Raw genomic sequence first — 18,865 nt, forward strand, 5'->3', positions numbered from 1 at the left:
TATTGTTTATTTTATAAGGTAGAGGCAATTCATTGGGAATATGAACTTAAAAATTCAAATCTTTTGGTTTGCTCATTTCAATTACTTTTAAGGTGTTGATTATTTTATTTCCAATTGCTTTTGGACAATCTTCTGAAATTTGTACTGTAATTTCCGGTACTTTATTATTGTTTGCCATTGATAGATCCTCCATTTTATGTGTTACGCTCGAGGCTGTGATCTGGAGAGCGAAAGCCATGAAATACCTAATTATTGTATTCATTTTAGTGACTTTTTTGGTGAAGTTGTTTTTATAAAGGGAATGCATAATGGGTATTGGTAGAGCTCACCCCGATTTGCATGGATTGCCGCATTAATTACTGCGTATAATTCAAAAACAAATAAACCTATGAGTAGGATTATTGCTATGCCGAACAAGAGTACATATCCCGAAATATTCTGAATAGTGCTAAACGAAAAGTATCCATTTCCTGCATCGACCGTTTGCACTAAAGTTATAAAGTCCAACGCAAAAATTAGTGCGAAGGGAAGGCAGATCAAACCTATTAGCAAAGTGTAAACCAAAATGCTAAGTTGAAAGTTAAGGGCCTGCCTACCGTGCTCATTTACAAACTCCTTTTCCTTATTAAAAGTCCAAATGAGTAGGGGAGCGATATAATTAGCAAACGGGAAGAAATACTTAAGCAATGTGGACAAATGGATAAACGATGCCGTAGTCCGCTGATTTTTTTCCTCTGTGACTGATAAAGTTGAAAATGTTGTTTCCATATCTTTGTTTGTTTTCCTATGCAAATATATGTCTAAAAGATAGTAGTGTGTAACGCATAGTACTGTAATTAACATTTATTTAACTAATAGGAAATCAATTTATTGAATATCTTCGTGGTATATCAAGCGCAAATGAAGCTTACGCCCAGTAAAATCAACACCTTTTTGTTTTTTAAATTGCCTTCCGCATATATTATGGGAGTAAGGGTAAAATCTATTTCAGAATCCACTTGTTTAACTACTGTAACCTATAGGTGGATAAATCAAAATCCCTTTAGTTCCATGTTTTGGGCAGTACAGGGAATGGCCGCAGAGCTAAGCACGGGTACAATGGTAATGGCTAAAATAAAACAAAGCGGAAAAAACATTTCCATGCTCGTTGCCGCCAATAGAGCCACCTTCCATAAAAAAGCAACTGGCAAAATCCAATTTCTTTGTAACGACGGTCATCTATTAGATCAGGCCGTGGAAAGAGCAATCAGGACTAAAGAAGGGCAGACCATTTGGATGAAATCTGAAGGTACTAATTCATCGGGCGAAGTAGTTTCCGTATTTGAATTTGAGTGGACAATCAAATTGAGATAAGATAAATTTCACTATTTATTGGATTTTAGAGGGCATCAAAAAAGCGTTGTTCCAATCTTTAAAATCCGCTACTTCCTTTCCATCAATGGCTTATAATATTTGATATAAGTTTAACATATCCAAAAGTAGTGCATTCCTGATAGAATTCAGAAATATTGATTATATTTAAACTGTCATTAAATAAATGTCCTGTCTATTGAACAACTCTACCTCATCAATTTTAAATTTAATTAGCTATGGCAAGAGCAATGTTTGATTACACCAAAGCTGTACTTTCTAAAGTCAGTTTCGATGTAAACTTGTTCTGCAAAGAATTGAAAAAGGCGTTAACCAGGTTGCTTCCTTATGAAATTGAGGAACTGAAACTTTGGATAGACTCTCTTATCAAGCAGAACCCACAACTGGATAAATGTTTAATCTATTTAAATCCATAAAAAAACGTCGTCTAGAAGTTTAATCTAGGCGACGTTTTTTTTATTTTACTTTTCAAGTTCTATTTTAAAGATTAGGCTTCTCGGATTATTTAATTGCTTGGGCTTCATTTTAAACACGGTGAAGAAAAGGATACAATCAAACTTTCTCCAATCCCGCTTCTATATCCAGAGGATTTATTTCTTAGATTGCTTAAGGTTTATCTTTTCCCTTTCCTTGTCGGTATCGATTAAGTAATTCGCGCTTAAATTTTTCCTCGGTCTCGTGAAGTTTTATTATTTTTTTGGCCGAAATTATTTTCCGCAGCGCGTTGATCCTTTGCTCCTTAAGTTTTAATATACTGGTTTCTGTAGAGAGATAATTGTCCATTATTTTATTGGCATCTTCCTCCGTCAAATTATCGAGTCCTTCCTCCATATGTTCATAAATCTCTTTGTGCTTATTATTACGTAATTCATAAGCTTGAAATTCAAATTTGTTGTAGACCGGCCAAAATTTTTCAGCCTCAGTAGGGGTTAAACTGAGTTGTTCTGTAATAAAGGCCGTTTTGAGTGCTTTTATTTTTTCATATTTTCCTCCTTGGGAATAAGCCCCTGCCGTTACTAGAAGAAATAAAATTATAATGTGTCTCATACCAAGTTGTTTTTAATAATTATACTTTAGTGAATTCCACACCAAAATATTTCAAATCAAATGTTTAATTTTCTGAAGAATCCATCATAAATAGTTCTTCGTCAGTATTTTCAAGCAGGTAATGTTCTAAATTTGTTTGGTTTATATACTGATTTCCAAAGGTCTCTAATGGAATCTCATCCGTTTCAAAATACGCACTTAACTCATACAAATCCATATTGAGGTTTCCGTCTTCAATATATTTATCAATTATTCCTAGTTGAATTGTATCGAGAGTCGACTTTGTGCTGCCTTGGTAATTAAAAATTATTGTCCCAATAAACAAAATTGCTGCTACGGCTGCTGCGTAACCAAAATATCTCTTATAACTACTCGATTGGGTCTGAAAAAGAGGGATTACCTTACTTTGTTTCAGAGAAGTAGCATTGGCTGCAATAACCTTTTCTTCCAAAGTGTCAAAATAACCTTCGGAAACTTTAAAGCCAGAGGATTTTGGAAGTTTTTCTTCATCAATTCGGCCATATAATTGCAACTCGAAATCTTCGAAATAATTCTCCGGAGTTTTAAAACCTGATATTTTGATTTCCTTTTTCATTCCGAATCTTTGACTTACGAATTAAAGAATGGTTTCATCGGTTGTTTTTATATATTCGGTAATCTTCTTAACGGCAATGTGGTATGTGCTCTTAAGACCGCCGACAGTGGTGTCAAGAATTTCAGACAACTCCTCGAAGGTTTGGTCGCTAAAATATTTCATGGTAAAAATAAGCCGCTGGCGTTCTGGAAGCGTTGCAATGGCCTTTTGAAATTTCAACTGTATGGCATCACCTTCAAAATACACATCGGTTTCTAGTTTTCGAACAGCGTTATCCTTTAAATTATCAATCGAAATATTATTTTGTTTTGCTTTTTTGGTTAGAAATGTAAGGGATTCATTGGCCGCAATTCTGTACATCCAAGTGTGAAGCTTGCTCTCGCCTTTAAAGGAATCTATATTTCGAAAAATTTTAATGAAAGTATTTTGGAGAACATCGTCCGCATCATCATGGTCCAAGACCATATTCCTAATTTGCCAATAAAGACGTTCCTTGTATTGCGAAACAAGTTCACGAAAGGCAGATTCTTTGTCTGCTTCCGTCTGCAATGCCGTTACCAGTTCTTGTTCTTTAACCAATTTATGTGTAATTGGGTTTAAGACTAAAGATAAAGAGAAAAGTTTAATGGTTGAGTAGATTATTCTCTCTGTGGAACTCCGCGCTTGCTCTGGGAAACACCGTGATATTACTGTTATACAGGGTTGCGCCGAGGTACACAGAGGTTTTTTTATGCCAACGATTGCATTTCTACCAAACTGTAATAAATTCCTTTTTGGTCTAAAAGCTCTTGATGTTTGCCAAATTCTACTATATGCCCTTTGGATAGAACAACAATTTTATCCGCATTTTGGATTGTGGATAATCTATGGGCAATGACAATGGAAGTGCGGTTTTTCATCATTTTTTCCAAAGCATCCTGAACCAAACGTTCACTTTCCGTATCCAAAGCGGAAGTAGCTTCATCCAAAATCATGATGGGCGGATTCTTAAGAACGGCACGTGCAATACTCAACCGTTGCTTTTGTCCTCCACTGAGTTTGTTACCGCTATCGCCGATATTGGTATCGAAACCTTCGGGAAGATCTTTTATAAATTCATAGGAATTGCTGATTTCTGCCGCTTCTTTTAATTCTGCTTCAGAAGCCAAAGGTTTTCCAAGTTTAAGGTTGTTGGCAACGGTATCATTAAAAAGAATGGAATCTTGGGAAACAATTCCCATAAGACCACGAAGAGATTTTTTAGAAATATTCTTTATATCAACCCCGTCAATTTCTATACTGCCATAATTTACATCGTAAAAACGTGTGAGTAAATTGGCAATTGTACTTTTTCCACTTCCGGATTGGCCAACCAGAGCCACAGTTGTTCCTTTCGGGATTTCCAGTGAAAAATCCTTAAGGACATATTGATCTTCGTATTTAAAGGAAACATTTTTAATGGAAATGTTATGGTCAAAGCCTATTTTCTCTATTGGATTTTCAATATCCGTAATAGTATTTTCCGCTTCAAGCAATTCCAAAATTCTTTGTGCCGAACCATTTGCTCTTTTTATTGAATAGCTAGCTTTTGCTATTGCTTTTGCGGGAGTAAGAATATTGTAAGCAAGCATAATATAACCCAGGAAAAAACTCGCATCTAAAGTACGATCCACAAATACGAGGTAACCGCCATAAATAAGGAGTATGCCAATGGTGATAATTCCTAGAAGTTCACTTAAAGGAGAAGCAGCATTCTGGCGGTTCATTACGCTGTTTGAATATTTATAAAACCGCTCGTTACTATCCTCAAACTTTTGTTGGAAAATATTCTCTGCGTGAAAGGCCTTAATAATACGTAATCCGCCCATTGTTTCTTCCAATATGGAAAGAAAAACCCCTTGTTCCGTCTGAACTTTTAAAGAGCCCTTTTTTAGTGATTTTCCAACCTTTGAAATCAAAAATCCCGAAATAGGAAGAAAAAGAAAAACGAAGAGCGTCAGTTTTGGGCTGATAAAAAGCATTACTATTAGGGAAGTAAGAATGGTTAATGGCTCGCGGACAATCATTTCCAGAACAGAGAGTACGGAGTTTTTTACTTCATCAACATCCGCACTTATTCTGGAAATGGTATCACCTTTTCTTTTTTCAGAATAAAATGCCAGGGGAAATTGAATGACTTTACTATAAAGATCGTTCCTAAGGTCTTTTAAAACACCATTCCTCATAAAAGTGGAATAATACATTGCCAAATAATTGCTCAGGTTTTTTAGCAGAAATATGGCGATAATTACTCCTATCATAAACATTAGTACTTTAAAATCTCCGTACTTATTTATGTAATTCACCAAATGATAACTCATCGAATCCTGGATATAGGAAGTGAGTTTAGTTATTCCACGATAAACAGGAGCTTGCCCCACCTCTCTTTGATCACTGAATATTACTTGTAATACCGGAATTAAAGCCAGAAAGGAAAGAGTGCTAAATACTGCGTAAAGAATGTTAAAGAAAATATTCAGGTAGGCATACCTTTTATAAGGAATGACATAGCGCAGTATTTTTTTAAAATAACTATTCATTAATGAACGTTTAATTGAGCTTTTATCGCGTCTATTTTTTTCTGAAGAATTTCGTCGGAATTTTCTTTTTCAGCCTGCGGGACGCTCGAATTTTTAGCGGAAGCGCCTGTAGTTACGCTTATATAGAATTTAATTTTCGGTTCTGTTCCGCTCGGTCTTGCGGCAATTTTACTTCCGTCCTCGGTATAATAAATCAAAACGTTCGATTTCGGAAGATTTAAGTTTGTGGTTTTACCTGAAGTAAAATCTGTTCGTTTATCGATCAGGATATCATCCATTCGGCTTACCTTGCTACCGCCAATTTCCTTAAAAGGATTTTCCCGAAGCTCTTTCATCATTGCGGAAATCTCTTCAGCTCCCTCTTTTCCTTTTTTGGTTATTGAAATAAGATGTTCGCGATATTCTCCGAATTCATTATAAATGTCTTGCATATATTGGAACATGCTGCTGCCTTCTGCTTTTTTTTGGGCTGCAATTTCGCAAGCAAGTAGGGTAGCGGTAACCGCATCTTTATCACGAACAAAATCACCAACTAAATACCCAAAACTTTCCTCTCCACCGCCTATAAATTCAAGTTCTGGATAATCTTTGATCATTTTTGCAATCCATTTAAAACCTGTAAGGCCTTCAATGTATTTAACACCATAATGATCTGCTATTTTTTCAACTAAAGGTGTGGATACGATAGTAGAGGCAACAAACTGTTTACCGTTTAGTTTTCCCGCCTTTTTCCACTGTTCCAAAAGGAAATGGGTCATCAAAACCATGGTTTGGTTTCCATTGAGCAGCTCCATTTTGTTTTCGTTATTTCTGACTGCAACTCCCAATCGGTCACAATCAGGGTCGGTACCAATAACTATATCTGCGTGTTCTTTTTCGGCCAGGTCCAAAGCCATTTTCAAAGCTGCCGGTTCTTCTGGATTTGGAGATTTTACTGTAGGAAAATCCCCATCTGGTTCTGCCTGCTCCTTCACGATGGAAACATTTTTATAAGCAGCCTGATCCAACACCTGTGGAACCATGGTAATGGATGTTCCATGGAGTGAAGTGAAAACGATTTTTAGATTGTCCTTAGCTTCGGAAGAAGTTCCAAAAGTCCCATTTTCAATGGAAGCTTTTGCAAATGCTTCATCCACTTCGGAATCTATCAACTGTATTAAATCCTCATTTGCCTCAAATTTTGTATCCTGATATTTAAGTGAATTAATTTCTGCAATTATCTCACCATCTTGTGGCGGAACAAGTTGGCCCCCATCTTCCCAATACACTTTATATCCGTTGTATTCAGGTGGATTATGTGAGGCAGTCAATACAATTCCTGCCTTACAATCCAAATATTTTACCGCAAAAGATAATTCTGGAGTGGGTCTTAATTCTGAAAAAAGAAAAACTTTAATTCCATTGGCTGAAAAAACATCCGCAACCAATTTTGCAAATTCCTTGCTATTATGTCTGCAATCGAACGCAATGGCAACTTTAATTTCTTGGTTTGGAAATTGTCTTTTGAGATAGTTTGAAAGTCCCTGAGTGTTTTTGCCCAAAGTATATTTATTTATCCTGTTGTCGCCTGCGCCCATTATGCCGCGCATTCCTCCTGTGCCGAACTCTAGATTTTTGTAAAAGGTATCTTCAAGTTTTTTTGGATCATGTGCGATCATTTCCTTGATTTCGTGTTGGATTTTCTCATCAAAAAAAGGAGTGAGCCATTGGTTGACGCGAGCTAGAATTTTTGGATCTACGTAAATCATTTTCCTTAAATTAAGGTTGCAAAAATAGGTATTTATAAGGTGGATTTGAGAATTTTGAGTTCAATATACATTAAAAACTCTATGTTCTCTCTGCCTTAGTGGTGATAGAAAAATGAACCACAGAGACACGAAGGATACAAAGCTCAGATTTGTTCCTTAATAATATAATTTCGGGAATCTCTTTTACTTCTAAGTATCAGTTCGCCCAAGAAACCGGCCAGAAAGAGTTGTGTCCCCAAAATCATCGCGGTAAGTGCTATAAAGAATTGGGGTCTCTCGGTAATAAGCCTGCCATGAGGATTCAAGAATAATTTGTCTATTCCTAAATATAAAGCCAGTAAAAATCCGATAACGTGCATAATGGCACCCCAAGCCCCAAAAAGATGCATAGGCCGTTTTCCAAATCGCGATAAAAACCAAATTGTAATTAGGTCTAGAAATCCCCGAATAAAGCGTTCGCTACCAAATTTGGTACTTCCAAATTTTCGTGCCTGATGGTGAACGGGTTTTTCCGAGATTTTTGTAAATCCTGCGTTTTTTGCCAGAACTGGAATGTAACGGTGCATTTCTCCCGTGACCTCAATCGCTTTTACAACATTTCTTTTATAAGCTTTTAATCCACAATTAAAGTCATGTAATTTTACTCCGGAGGTTTTTCTTGCCGCGTAATTAAACAACTTTGAAGGTAGATTTTTACTGAGAACAGAGTCGTAGCGCTTTTTTTTCCATCCTGAAACAAGATCGAAATTGTCCACGGTTATCATCCTATACATTTCCGGAATTTCCTCTGGGCTATCCTGTAAATCGGCATCCATAGTGAAAATGACATCCCCTTGGGCGGCAGAAAAACCCGCGTGCAAAGCTTGGGACTTCCCATAATTTCTTTGAAAACGAATGCCTTTAACTTCTGGATGTTCCCCGGCGAGTGATTCTATAATATTCCAGGAATCGTCGGTACTGCCATCGTCTATAAATATGAGCTCATATAAAAAACCATTGGATTGCATAACGGTCGCAATCCAATGGTATAATTCAGTAAGCGATTCCTCTTCGTTGAGAAGTGGGATGACGATGGAAATATTCATTCAGTTATTCAAATTGGTGAGGTGGATTTCTCTTCATGATCAAACCAGCAATAAGGGAGATGATAAATCCGAAAAACAAAACGCTGATAAGGGCAAAAGCAGACATCCACAATGGCGACATAAATTTGGCCGACATATCCATTGCCATATCAATTTCTTTCTGGCTCATATTAGGATTGCTCTGCACCATTTGGTCGTGAGTAAACTCTAAGGTCTTTTGCACATAGTCCGGATCGATATAATTCATAAAGAAATAATTAAAAATAACACCGATTATTCCAGCGATCAAACTTATAGCTACGCCTGTTTTTAGTGCTTGGCCGAGGGTAAGAAAGCCTGCATTTGCCGTTCTATACGCTTTTAACCCCAAGACAACGATACCCACAGAGATAACCAATTGCAATACAGTCAGCCAAATTGGGCGATCTATGTGTGCGTCCATGACAAACGCAATTACTTGTAAGGCAATAGATAGAAGGGCTAATAAAACCCCGTAATTAAGAGCGATAGTTTTAATCGAAGGTTGATTTGTTTCCATGTTGATTTGGTTTTTATACTTGCTAAACTTGCTTAACAAGTGGTTCGGTTGTTAGTAAACAAAGATAACAAAACGTTACATTTGCTAACAATTCTCATTTGATTTAAAAAAGTATATTTTTTTGTTGCTGATTTCCATTTATTGGTTACATTTGCAAACTCAAATCCGAAAAGATTCGGGTGAGTGTATTTTAAAATATTTAGAGTAATGAAAAAAGGTATCCATCCAGAAAATTATAGACTAGTTGCTTTTAAGGATATGAGTAACGACGAAGTTTTCCTGACAAAATCAACTGCGGACACAAAAGAAACTCTTGAGGTAGATGGTGTTGAATATCCTTTGGTAAAGATGGAGATTTCCCGGACTTCACATCCTTTTTACACTGGAAAAGCAAAACTTATCGATACTGCAGGACGAATTGACAAATTCAGAAACAAATACGACAAGTTTAAAAAGACGACTACTAAAGAAACAGAAACTGAGAACTAATTCTCAGCTTATAATATTTGCGAAAGCCTTCGAGAAATCGGAGGCTTTCTTATTTTAATGAATATGTACAGAAAATCGATAATTCCTTCTTTATTTTTTATTAATATTGAAACAAGAAACTAGAAACTAGAAACCGAACTAGAAGCCAGGAACCTTTTTCATCATGAACTATATTCTCTTTGACGGCAACGTACGCAACCAATTATTACCATTCACATTCACCCGGCCCGTAGCCGATATTCGGGTGGGGATTCTAACCATCAGGGAAAAGTGGGAACATTTTCTGGGATTTACTACAACCACGGTAACTGAGGATTATCTTTCTGAAAAATATCCTTTTCTCGAACTTGAGAAAAACATTTTGATTAACGGTTCCTTCATTCCCTCTCAAAACCTTGCGAATATTGTTAAGGGCCTTGAGGAAAACCAGGCAGTATTTTTTGAGGACGAGCCCATAGCTTTTTTTACCACGGAAGGGCAGGAAGTGGATTTCGATAGCTATGATATCATTCAATATGCTTATCATGATGTTTTGCGAATAGAAAATACTTGGGATATTTTTTCAAAAAATGGTGAAGCGATAAAGCGCGATTTTGAAACGCTTACAAAGGGTAGGGTTTCGCAACCACTTCCAGACAATATTTGGGCAAAAAACCGGGAGGATATTTTTATTGAGGAAGGAGCTAAAATTGATTTTTGTACTCTAAATGCTTCCGAGGGACCTATCTATATCGGGAAAGATGCGGAGATTATGGAAGGTTCCTTAATCCGTGGACCCTTTGCGCTTTGCGAACACGCAGTTTTAAAAATGGGGGCGAAAATATATAGCAACACTACAATTGGTCCACATTGTAGGGTTGGTGGAGAAGTGAACAACTCCGTTCTTTTTGGATATTCAAACAAAGGTCATGACGGTTTTCTAGGAAATTCAGTTTTGGGAGAGTGGTGCAATTTGGGTGCGGATACCAACAATTCTAATCTCAAGAATAATTACGCCGAAGTACGTTTATGGGATTATGAAGCTAGAAATTTTAAACGTACAGGCCTACAATTCTGTGGCCTGATGATGGGCGATCACAGTAAATGTGGCATCAATACTATGTTCAATACTGGAACGGTAGTAGGAGTTAGTGCCAATATTTTTGGAAGTGGGTTTCCAAGAAATTTTATTCCCAGCTTCAGTTGGGGAGGAAGTGGAGGTTATACTACTTATAAAACCGATAAGGCGTATGAAGTTGCAAAAATTGTAATGTCCCGACGAAATGTCGATTTTTCAGATGTGGATGCGAAAATTCTGGATTACGTTTTTGAGACAACCGCTGAGTGGCGAAGGGAGTAGGTTTAAAATTATACTATTTTAGTGATAGAATAGAAAATAAACTACTATCCCAACGAAGAATATCATGGTAGTGCCAAATACAATTGTGACAATTATCAGACGACGACGCTCTTCTTTCTTCAAATTTTGTTTAAAAGTGTCGAATTGCTGCGGAGACATTTTTTTATAATCAATGATCTTTGCGGAATTGGGATATTTTGAGGGAATATCTTTTTCAAAATAATTATTCCGTTTAGCCAATTGCTTCGCATTGTTGCGAAGGGTAAGAATCATTGCAGCGGCTGAACCTCCAAATCCCATACTTCTAATTTGCTATTTCCAGTAAGATATAAATTTTGATTAAGAAAACACAATCTAGTTTCCGTTCGTCTTTTTATACTTTTAGCCCATTATTCAAACCCGAACACAATTATTCAGATTTTTTAACGTGCTTTAATATCAAAAAGTTCTGTGGATTTATGCCAAGACCCGTAACTTTCTTGTTGACAAACCGAACTGCCATGTCGTAGAATAAAGGTACTACTGCGGCTTCCTCAATAATTATGGAATCCATTTTTACGTAGAGTAGCTTTCGTTCATCTATATTCGAAATTTTGAGGGATTTCTCATAAATTGAGTCATAAGAAACATTTTTAAAGTGCATATAGTTTGGTCCGTTAGGCGCAAAATTTGGGCTGTAAAATAGGGAGAGATAATTTTCAGAATCAGGATAATCAGCTATCCAGCTCGCTCTGAAAATATCCAATTCTCCAGTGCTTTTCATCTGCCGAAGTGTGGAAGGTGGCATAACATCTATCGTTACCCCAATTCCTATTTTTTCTAATTCTCTCTGAATATATTCACATAAATCCAAATACTGACTGTTAGTGCCAATGGTAATTCTTGGATCTTGATCCCCTGTTTCATTTTTATATTGTTGGATCAATTTTTTTGCTTTTTCAGATTGAAAAGTATAACCATCAATCTCATCATAACCTGGCAGACCTTTAGGAATAAATCCGTGAATAGCTGGAATACCCATTCCATTCCGCAGATAAGTGACCATTTTCTGTCTATCGAATCCATAGTTTATCGCTTGACGCAGTGCTTTGCTTCTTATCTCCTCGGATTTGCTTCCCAAGAAAAATCCAAGATATTCGGTATTTAAATAGGGCCCCGTTATCATATAAAAATCATCTTGATATTTTGGCTGGAGCTTGCCTCGTGTGGTTAGAAGTTCGTCTTTGTAGCTATTGTCAAGACCGGAGATAAAATCCAATTTACCTTGGGCAAACTGAAGGAATTCACTTTGCTTATCAGGCAGAAAGGTAATGGCAACCGCCTCAAGATACGGAAGACGTGTTCCATTCTCATCTTTTTCAAAATATAGGGGATTCCTTCTAAACACCAATTTCACGTTTTCTTCCCACATTTTAAACTGGAACGGCCCTGTTCCCACGGGATTTCTTCGGAATTCATTCCCATAATGTTCTACGGCCTCTTTTGGGACAACTGAGCAATATCGCATTGAAAGCAGCCCAAGAAATGCCGGAAAAGGTTGTTTCAATTGGATAACCAAGGTAGTATCATTTTCGGCTCGATAAGATTCAATATTGCTCATTACCCAACTGCCGGAGGACGCTACTTTTTCATCGGTCAAGCGGTTGAAGCTATATACAAAATCTGAGGCTTTTACCGTTCGGGTTGAGTCCTTTCCGAATACTTTGTTTTTATGAAAATAAACATCATCCCGAATATAGAATGTATAGGTATTGGTGGAATCGTTGATTACCCAGTTCTTGGCGATATCAGGCTTAATATTTAAAGAATCGTCCAGCTGCACCAAGCCATTAAACAACTGGTTATCGGGCCAAATGGCCTGTGGATTTCTTGCAAATGCAGGATCTAAGGTAGGGATGTTTCCATGCTCATTATAGCGAAAAACCTGGTGATCACGGTTTTCATCTGTTTGGTTTTTGCAGGAGAGGAAGGTCATAGTCAAAATTCCCATTAATAGCAAAAGGAGGGATGTTGGATGTTGGGTGCGGAGGGCAGTTCCGTATTTTTTTGATACCATTTCGGTTATAGAAAATTTTTTCGGTAGGCAATGATCATATTCATTAAATAATAACAAAAATCATACTTTTTCTGAAAATATTATTGATCAATATAGTTTCGGTTTCTAGCCTTAAAAAAGCAGATTACCAGAAGGAATTGAATATCCCAAGAATTTCTTTTGTTCCGCATTGGATGGTAAAATGCAACCTTCGGAAATATTTAAGGCGATTGAATCAGCGGCTCTTCGAATTTGGCTTGAATGATTGAAAATTTCTTTTTTCGGAAACGTGTCTCCTATTGTATCCACATCCTCTCCAAATTCCATGGCTTTTTTCCAGATTTCCAATTTTTCGAATATGAAGCTCATAATATCTTTTTCCAAATATAAGGCTTCATTTGCTTTTTTAGGTTCTTTTTCAAATTATCCGTCACCCAGCATGCGTCACCCGTTACCCGTCACCCGTCACCCAACATCTAACATCAAGCACCCGGAATTATACAGAATATCTTATATTTGTAACCTAATTAATATTATGGATTCACCAAAAAAAGTAGCTTTTTATACCCTTGGATGCAAACTGAATTTCAGTGAGACTTCCACGATTGCACGAAGTTTTGAAAATGAAGGATTTGATCGGGTGGATTTTAGCGAAAAAGCGGATATCTATGTTATCAATACCTGTAGTGTTACCGAAAATGCGGATAAACGTTTTAAGACAATAGTAAAACAGGCGCAGAAAGCAAATCCTAAAGCATTTGTGGCCGCCGTAGGTTGTTATGCCCAATTGAAACCGCACGAATTGGCAGATGTGGATGGAGTAGATCTGGTTTTGGGAGCTACCGAAAAATTCAAGATCACTGATTACATAAACGATCTTTCTAAAAATGATTTTGGTGAAGTGCATTCCTGTGAAATTGAAGAAGCCGATTTTTATGTAGGATCTTATTCGTTGGGGGATCGTACCCGAGCATTTTTAAAGGTCCAAGATGGGTGTGATTATAAATGTACCTATTGCACGATTCCATTAGCGAGGGGCATCTCCAGAAGTGATACTTTAGAAAATGTTTTAAAAAATGCCTCAGATATTTCGCAACAGGGCATAAAGGAAATCGTGCTTACCGGCGTAAATATTGGGGACTACGGAAAAGGAGAGTTCGGGAACAAAAAACATGAGCATACTTTTTTTGAATTGGTTCAGGCACTGGATGAGGTGGAGGGTATTGAAAGATTACGAATCTCTTCAATTGAACCGAATTTGCTGAGAGATGAAATCATCGAATTTGTATCCAGGTCCAGAACCTTTGTGCCGCATTTTCACATCCCATTGCAAAGTGGTAGTAATGATGTTCTCAAATTGATGCGTCGTAGGTATATGCGGGAACTTTATGTGGAAAGAGTGGGGCGGATTAGGGAATTGATGCCTGATGCTTGCATTGGAGTAGATGTAATTGTAGGATTTCCAGGAGAAACAGATGATCGATTTTTGGAAACTTATAATTTTTTAAATCAATTGGATGTTTCCTATTTGCACGTCTTTACCTACTCCGAACGTGACAATACGCCTGCAGCTGAAATGAAAGATGTCGTATCCCAAAAAGTGAGAAATAAAAGGAGTAAGATGCTGCGCGGGCTCTCCGTAAAAAAGAGAAGAGCGTTTTATGAGAGCCAAATAGGAACAACCCGAACGGTTCTCTTTGAAGGTGAAAACAAACTGGGTTATATTCACGGATTTACGGAAAATTATGTAAAAGTTAAGGCTCCATGGAATCCCGAATGGGTAAATACCCTCCAAGAAGTTATTCTTTCAGGAATTGATGCTGATGGTTTGGTACGATTCAAAACAATCCAGGAAGTTTCGGTTTAGCCCCATTTAATTAGCAAAGGGATCTATTACTTCCAGATTTAGAAAGTAATTTTTTGAAGGATAGGTAGTAATTTAAAAATTTATGAATCAGTAAATTAGATGTTGATACCAACAGGTAACAGTTCTTTATATTTTCTGCGGTTTTTTCTCATAAATCCGGCAATCTCAGGGCTTGTGGGAACCAAGCTAATCCCTCGATTTTTTACTTCCTCAAAGACAGCTTTAATAAAGATATCACGATATCCTTTTTCTTCCAATTCCTCGGGCATTTCATATTTGGTCAAAAAGATTTTGCGTTCCTGTTGGGCATATTCAATCCGAGCCATAAAACCATCTTTTTGAAATTCAAACTGTCTTAAAAATTCGTTGTCGGTAATTTCTACATCTTCGGTCATTGGGAGGTGTTTTATCATTTGTTAATTTTGGTTTTGAATTGGAATACGCAAAGTGGAACTCAAAAAAAAATCTGTATTCAGAAAAACTCTCTTATATTACTGAAAAACAACAGTCTATTAGTCTTCAGGATGAATCAATAGAATAGTTTAAGGTAAGAGAAAATATATTTAAGTTCTATCTTTGCACTTGTAAATTTACGAATAATCTTTGGGGTTTCCCATTTTCTTCTACTAAGACTTATGAATTACGATAAATCTATCGTGTATTTTGTGCCTGGTATGGCTGCCGGAAGTGAAATATTCAACAATATCCGTTTTCCGGAAAGTCAATATGAAATAAGGGTTCTGGAATGGCTTATTCCTGAGAAAAATGAATCCCTAACGGAATACGCTTATCGGATGTCATTGCGAATTAAGGATCCCAATGCTATCCTGATAGGAGTTTCATTTGGAGGAGTTGTTGTCCAGGAGATGTCCCAGTTTTTGAGTTTGAAGAAATTGATTATAATTTCAAGTGTTAAAAATCGTTTCGAGTTGCCAAGACGAATGAAAATTGCCGCGTGGACAAAACTTTATAAATTGGCCCCGACAAGTTTGGTATTGATTGTCGAGGATTTGACCAAATTTTCAATCGGTCCTAAATCCAAGAAAAGATTGGCAATGTACCAACAGTATCTTCATGTTCGCGATAGACAGTATTTAAGATGGGCCTTAGAGAAAATGGTTACGTGGGATCGAGAAGAAGAGATTCCCGGAGTGGTTCACATCCATGGAGAAAAAGATAGCGTGTTTCCTATAAAATATATTTCCCATTGTAAAGTTATCCCTAAAGGAACCCATATAATGATTCTCAATAGGGGAAGGGAAATCTCCCAATTGCTTTTGCAGATTTTTAATCAAACGGCTTGACATTTTAAAAACGGCATTATTCAGTATCTTTAAGAAAAAATATAAATATGAAGACCATAAATAAAATAGGATTGGGATTGGCGATCTTGGCAGTGTGTGCGGTTAGCATTCATGCGGTACAAGAAGCACCCTCAGATGAAAATTTGGAAAAGAAATTGGTCAATGACTATAACATTTATGCATTGCCTTTACCGGAGCATATTGATTTTGCAGGTGAAGAGGTTCCTCTTCACGATCCAGATATCCGCGAACGGCTGGACAGAGAGCTTTTAGTCAATGTATATTGGCAATCAAATGGCTTATTGCTTTTTAAGCGCGCCAATAGATATTTTCCGGAAATAGAACCTCTTTTGAAAAAATATGGATTGCCCGATGATTTCAAGTATTTGGCAGTTGCCGAAAGTGGATTGGAATATACAAGTTCCCCAGTTGGCGCTTCAGGTATTTGGCATTTTATGAAGGCAACAGGACTGGAATATGGTTTGGAGATAAACGATTATGTGGACGAGCGCTATAATTTGGAAAAAGCGACTATGGTTGCCGCGGAATATCTAAAAAAGTCTAAGGCTAGATTTGGAACGTGGACTATGGCAGCCGCCTCTTATAACGCTGGGGTGGGAGGCATGTCCAAACAAATTGGAAGACAAAAGCAAACTAGTTATTACGACCTATTATTAAACAGTGAAACCAGTCGCTATGTTTTTAGGATTTTGGCATTAAAGGAAATAATGACCAATCCACAGAAATACGGCTTTAATTTTAGAGAAAAAGATCTCTACACCAATATCCCCACTTATAAGGTTAAGGTGAATACCTCAGTTGATGATTGGGCGGAGTGGGTGAAACCTTACGGAATAAACTACAAAATACTAAAAATCCACAACCCCTGGCTGCGGGATACTTATTTAAAAAACGCTTCTGGGAAAGAGTATTTCATAGAGATACCAGAAGAGGGATATTATACCAAAATTTAACTTCCAAAAAATCAGATGGGCGATTCTCCTTCAATGGGATGTCTAAGCAGAGAGGCTCTCTCCAGAAATGAATTATAATTCATATCATAGGAAGCCTGGTACTCTTTTTCATAAAAATGTTGTGTTCCTCTGCAAACGGCAATGATCCGTTTATTTTGGTCCACAAGAAATGAAGTGGGCAATCCCAAACTATGTTTCATTCTTTCAACAATATAGTTGTCGGTATTTTCTAATTCATCTACATAAACAATGTGGATTTTATTGGAATAGCTTCGGGCGGCCTTTCGTGTATTTTTCCTCGAATCCCAGAAAAGAATCACGAAGTCAATCTCCTTATAATGTTTTTTGGCAATGGCGTTTAACGCTGGAATTTCTCCGCTTCCAGGGGTACACCACGAAGAATAGGTTATTAGAAAGATTGGTTTTCTAAAGCGGGAAAATGGAATCTTTTTTCCGGATAGCTTCCGGACATTAAAGTTGTCCAAATAAGTTCCTTTAACAACATTGTCAACTAGGGAATCAAATAGAAATTCGGCACGTTCAAAGTCTTGTACTGCAAATGCTTGTTGGGAGTTTCGGGTATATTTTTTAATATTCAACCCGATAGCTTCTGAGAATAGGATAGTATGTTCAATCTCTAACTGAGGTTGAGATTGCGCAAAAAAGGACCCTAAGAGAAAAAAGAGGAGTAATTTTTTATCCATAGTCCAACCTATTTAAGTCAAATATCGGAAAAAATCAGGATTTTAACGAATAGTAAGAAAAATTTTATGCTTACTATTCAGAAATTGTAAAAGAATCTCAAGTCTTTTGAAGTATTTTAGAATCTTCTGCCACCTCCGCGACCGCTTCTTCCAAATTGTTGACGAGGTTGGCCCATCTTTTTCATTTGCTGCTTCATCATCTTTATCTGCTCGTCAAGCATATTGTGTTTGTCAAGACTCTTTGCTTCTGCAAGAAGTTGGTCCGCCTCTCGTTTCCGATTCTTGGTCATGGCGATTCCCGCCAAGTTAAGTTTCGTCATTGCCATATCCGCAGACATGTTCAAGCCCAGTTTTTCGGCTTTTTTGAAATATTTTTCAGCTTCGTTCATATTGGTCTGAGTGACCATAAGACCGTTCAGATAATTGTAATACCCTTCCTGCTTGGGAACCAGGGCAGCATGGGGGTCTTTAATTTTATCGAGCCACTTTTTTGCCCCAGGAAAATCCTGTTTGCGGAGTCGGAGAAATGCTAAAAGGATGATCTCGTTCTTGAAATATAGAAAAACAAAAACCAAAGAGAGCAAAATAAGCATAATACCATTGCCTATATATCTTTCAGTGAACTGCCATACCGCTACGCCTATTACAAGGGCAGCCAATACCAACTTAATATTTTTATTGAACATTCTTGACTTTTAAAAGAGCGTGCAAAGGTATAAAAACTTAATGTTTTATTGCATAATATTTATTTCCTTTGCCTCCCTATTATTCGTTGTTAGCTTTCTGCGTTGGCTTACAAGTGGGGGATTTTATAGGCAATTATATCGAGAAGAAATATTCAACAATATTTTTTTTTAAAAACGTTTGCTAGACTAAAAACTTGTTGTATTTTTGCACCCGCCTACGCAAAGAAATGCCTTGGCAACCAATAAGAATATTTTGGGCACCGCTCAAATATTTTTTCAAAAAATAGTTTATTACAGAAGTTAAAGCACAAAATAATGAGCAAGAGGACATTTCAGCCATCAAAAAGAAAAAGAAAAAACAAACACGGTTTCAGGGAGCGTATGGCTTCTGTAAACGGAAGAAAAGTTTTGGCGGCCCGCAGAGCGAAAGGCAGAAAAAAATTGTCTGTATCTTCTGAAGCACGTCATAAAAAGTAATGTTGATAAAATGTATATAAAAGGTGTTGTTTAACAAAGCAACACCTT

23 protein-coding genes are annotated in these 18,865 nt (G+C 37.0%); 8 read left to right on the forward strand and 15 right to left on the reverse strand.

Annotated features, from left to right (window positions below):
• Positions 1-46: 46 nt before the first annotated feature.
• The gene (locus tag EI546_RS15520) at positions 47-262 is read right to left on the reverse strand and encodes a hypothetical protein (RefSeq protein ID WP_128251399.1); all 216 of its coding nucleotides are present in this window, start codon (positions 260-262) and stop codon (positions 47-49) included.
• Complete coding sequence (locus EI546_RS15525) at positions 259-768, reverse strand: DUF4870 domain-containing protein (RefSeq protein WP_164905257.1); 510 nt, start codon at positions 766-768, stop codon at positions 259-261. Before EI546_RS15525 ends, EI546_RS15520 begins: the two co-directional genes overlap by 4 nt.
• 132 nt (positions 769-900) lie before the next feature.
• Between EI546_RS15525 and EI546_RS15530 the strand changes: the two genes are divergently transcribed.
• Both EI546_RS15530 and EI546_RS15535 read left to right on the forward strand, forming a co-directional pair.
• Positions 901-1,353, forward strand: coding sequence for a DUF4442 domain-containing protein (locus tag EI546_RS15530; protein ID WP_128251401.1), 453 nt, complete (start codon positions 901-903; stop codon positions 1,351-1,353).
• 236 nt (positions 1,354-1,589) lie between these two features.
• On the forward strand, positions 1,590-1,787 hold the full coding sequence (locus tag EI546_RS15535; RefSeq protein ID WP_128251402.1) for a hypothetical protein: 198 nt from the start codon (positions 1,590-1,592) through the stop codon (positions 1,785-1,787).
• A 190-nt stretch (positions 1,788-1,977) separates the two neighbouring features.
• Here the strand turns inward: EI546_RS15535 and EI546_RS15540 are convergent, their stop codons facing one another.
• The 7 genes from EI546_RS15540 to EI546_RS15570 form a co-directional block, all read right to left on the reverse strand.
• Entirely contained in the window at positions 1,978-2,418 is a 441-nt protein-coding gene (locus EI546_RS15540) for a sensor of ECF-type sigma factor (RefSeq protein WP_128251403.1), read from the reverse strand.
• 64 nt (positions 2,419-2,482) lie between these two features.
• Positions 2,483-3,013 carry a hypothetical protein gene (locus EI546_RS15545; RefSeq protein WP_128251404.1) on the reverse strand — a complete coding sequence of 177 codons (531 nt, stop codon included), beginning with the start codon at positions 3,011-3,013 and terminating at the stop codon, positions 2,483-2,485.
• Positions 3,014-3,034: 21 nt separating this feature from the next.
• On the reverse strand, positions 3,035-3,592 hold the full coding sequence (locus tag EI546_RS15550; protein ID WP_128251405.1) for an RNA polymerase sigma factor: 558 nt from the start codon (positions 3,590-3,592) through the stop codon (positions 3,035-3,037).
• Between the two features lie 149 nt (positions 3,593-3,741).
• Complete coding sequence (locus EI546_RS15555; RefSeq protein WP_128251406.1) at positions 3,742-5,571, reverse strand: ABC transporter ATP-binding protein; 1,830 nt, start codon at positions 5,569-5,571, stop codon at positions 3,742-3,744.
• Entirely contained in the window at positions 5,571-7,319 is a 1,749-nt protein-coding gene (locus EI546_RS15560) for a phospho-sugar mutase (protein WP_128251407.1), read from the reverse strand. Before EI546_RS15560 ends, EI546_RS15555 begins: the two co-directional genes overlap by 1 nt.
• A 143-nt stretch (positions 7,320-7,462) precedes the next feature.
• Positions 7,463-8,404: a glycosyltransferase family 2 protein gene (locus EI546_RS15565; protein ID WP_128251408.1), complete on the reverse strand. Its 942-nt coding sequence runs from the start codon at positions 8,402-8,404 to the stop codon at positions 7,463-7,465.
• 4 nt (positions 8,405-8,408) lie between these two features.
• Positions 8,409-8,942 (reverse strand): DUF4199 domain-containing protein, encoded by a 534-nt coding sequence (locus tag EI546_RS15570; protein ID WP_128251409.1) that lies wholly within the window; start codon positions 8,940-8,942, stop codon positions 8,409-8,411.
• 207 nt (positions 8,943-9,149) lie between these two features.
• Here EI546_RS15570 and EI546_RS15575 point away from each other — a divergent pair, with 207 nt between their 5' ends.
• Positions 9,150-9,431, forward strand: a complete 282-nt coding sequence (locus EI546_RS15575; protein ID WP_128251410.1) for a type B 50S ribosomal protein L31 — start codon at positions 9,150-9,152, stop codon at positions 9,429-9,431.
• A 163-nt stretch (positions 9,432-9,594) separates the two neighbouring features.
• Complete coding sequence (locus EI546_RS15580; protein WP_128251411.1) at positions 9,595-10,770, forward strand: GlmU family protein; 1,176 nt, start codon at positions 9,595-9,597, stop codon at positions 10,768-10,770.
• An 18-nt stretch (positions 10,771-10,788) separates the two neighbouring features.
• Here EI546_RS15580 and EI546_RS15585 read toward each other — a convergent pair whose 3' ends face one another.
• From EI546_RS15585 to EI546_RS15595, 3 genes are all read right to left on the reverse strand, one after another.
• Positions 10,789-11,070 (reverse strand): hypothetical protein, encoded by a 282-nt coding sequence (locus EI546_RS15585; protein WP_128251412.1) that lies wholly within the window; start codon positions 11,068-11,070, stop codon positions 10,789-10,791.
• 109 nt (positions 11,071-11,179) lie between these two features.
• Complete coding sequence (locus EI546_RS15590; protein WP_128251649.1) at positions 11,180-12,760, reverse strand: ABC transporter substrate-binding protein; 1,581 nt, start codon at positions 12,758-12,760, stop codon at positions 11,180-11,182.
• 177 nt (positions 12,761-12,937) lie between these two features.
• On the reverse strand, positions 12,938-13,174 hold the full coding sequence (locus tag EI546_RS15595; RefSeq protein ID WP_240673130.1) for a four helix bundle protein: 237 nt from the start codon (positions 13,172-13,174) through the stop codon (positions 12,938-12,940).
• A 166-nt stretch (positions 13,175-13,340) separates the two neighbouring features.
• On the opposite strand from EI546_RS15595, the gene mtaB reads away from it, so the two are divergent.
• Positions 13,341-14,672, forward strand: a complete 1,332-nt coding sequence (gene mtaB / locus EI546_RS15600; RefSeq protein ID WP_128251413.1) for a tRNA (N(6)-L-threonylcarbamoyladenosine(37)-C(2))-methylthiotransferase MtaB — start codon at positions 13,341-13,343, stop codon at positions 14,670-14,672.
• 95 nt (positions 14,673-14,767) lie between these two features.
• Here mtaB and EI546_RS15605 read toward each other — a convergent pair whose 3' ends face one another.
• On the reverse strand, positions 14,768-15,085 hold the full coding sequence (locus EI546_RS15605; protein ID WP_240673131.1) for an N-acetyltransferase: 318 nt from the start codon (positions 15,083-15,085) through the stop codon (positions 14,768-14,770).
• 222 nt (positions 15,086-15,307) lie between these two features.
• Between EI546_RS15605 and EI546_RS15610 the strand changes: the two genes are divergently transcribed.
• Entirely contained in the window at positions 15,308-15,976 is a 669-nt protein-coding gene (locus EI546_RS15610; protein WP_128251414.1) for an alpha/beta hydrolase, read from the forward strand.
• Positions 15,977-16,023: 47 nt separating this feature from the next.
• Positions 16,024-16,950 (forward strand): lytic transglycosylase domain-containing protein, encoded by a 927-nt coding sequence (locus EI546_RS15615; RefSeq protein WP_128251415.1) that lies wholly within the window; start codon positions 16,024-16,026, stop codon positions 16,948-16,950.
• Positions 16,951-16,961: 11 nt separating this feature from the next.
• Here EI546_RS15615 and EI546_RS15620 read toward each other — a convergent pair whose 3' ends face one another.
• Together EI546_RS15620 and EI546_RS15625 are read right to left on the reverse strand one after the other, a co-directional pair.
• Positions 16,962-17,654, reverse strand: coding sequence for a TlpA family protein disulfide reductase (locus EI546_RS15620; protein ID WP_128251416.1), 693 nt, complete (start codon positions 17,652-17,654; stop codon positions 16,962-16,964).
• Positions 17,655-17,770: 116 nt separating this feature from the next.
• Complete coding sequence (locus EI546_RS15625; protein ID WP_128251417.1) at positions 17,771-18,340, reverse strand: DUF2892 domain-containing protein; 570 nt, start codon at positions 18,338-18,340, stop codon at positions 17,771-17,773.
• Positions 18,341-18,655: 315 nt separating this feature from the next.
• On the opposite strand from EI546_RS15625, the gene rpmH reads away from it, so the two are divergent.
• Positions 18,656-18,817, forward strand: a complete 162-nt coding sequence (gene rpmH, locus EI546_RS15630) for a 50S ribosomal protein L34 (RefSeq protein WP_128251418.1) — start codon at positions 18,656-18,658, stop codon at positions 18,815-18,817.
• Positions 18,818-18,865: the final 48 nt, after the last annotated feature.

It is taken from the genome of Aequorivita sp. H23M31, assembly GCF_004022485.1.
In the GTDB taxonomy this organism is placed as follows: Bacteria; Bacteroidota; Bacteroidia; order Flavobacteriales; family Flavobacteriaceae; genus Aequorivita; species Aequorivita ciconiae.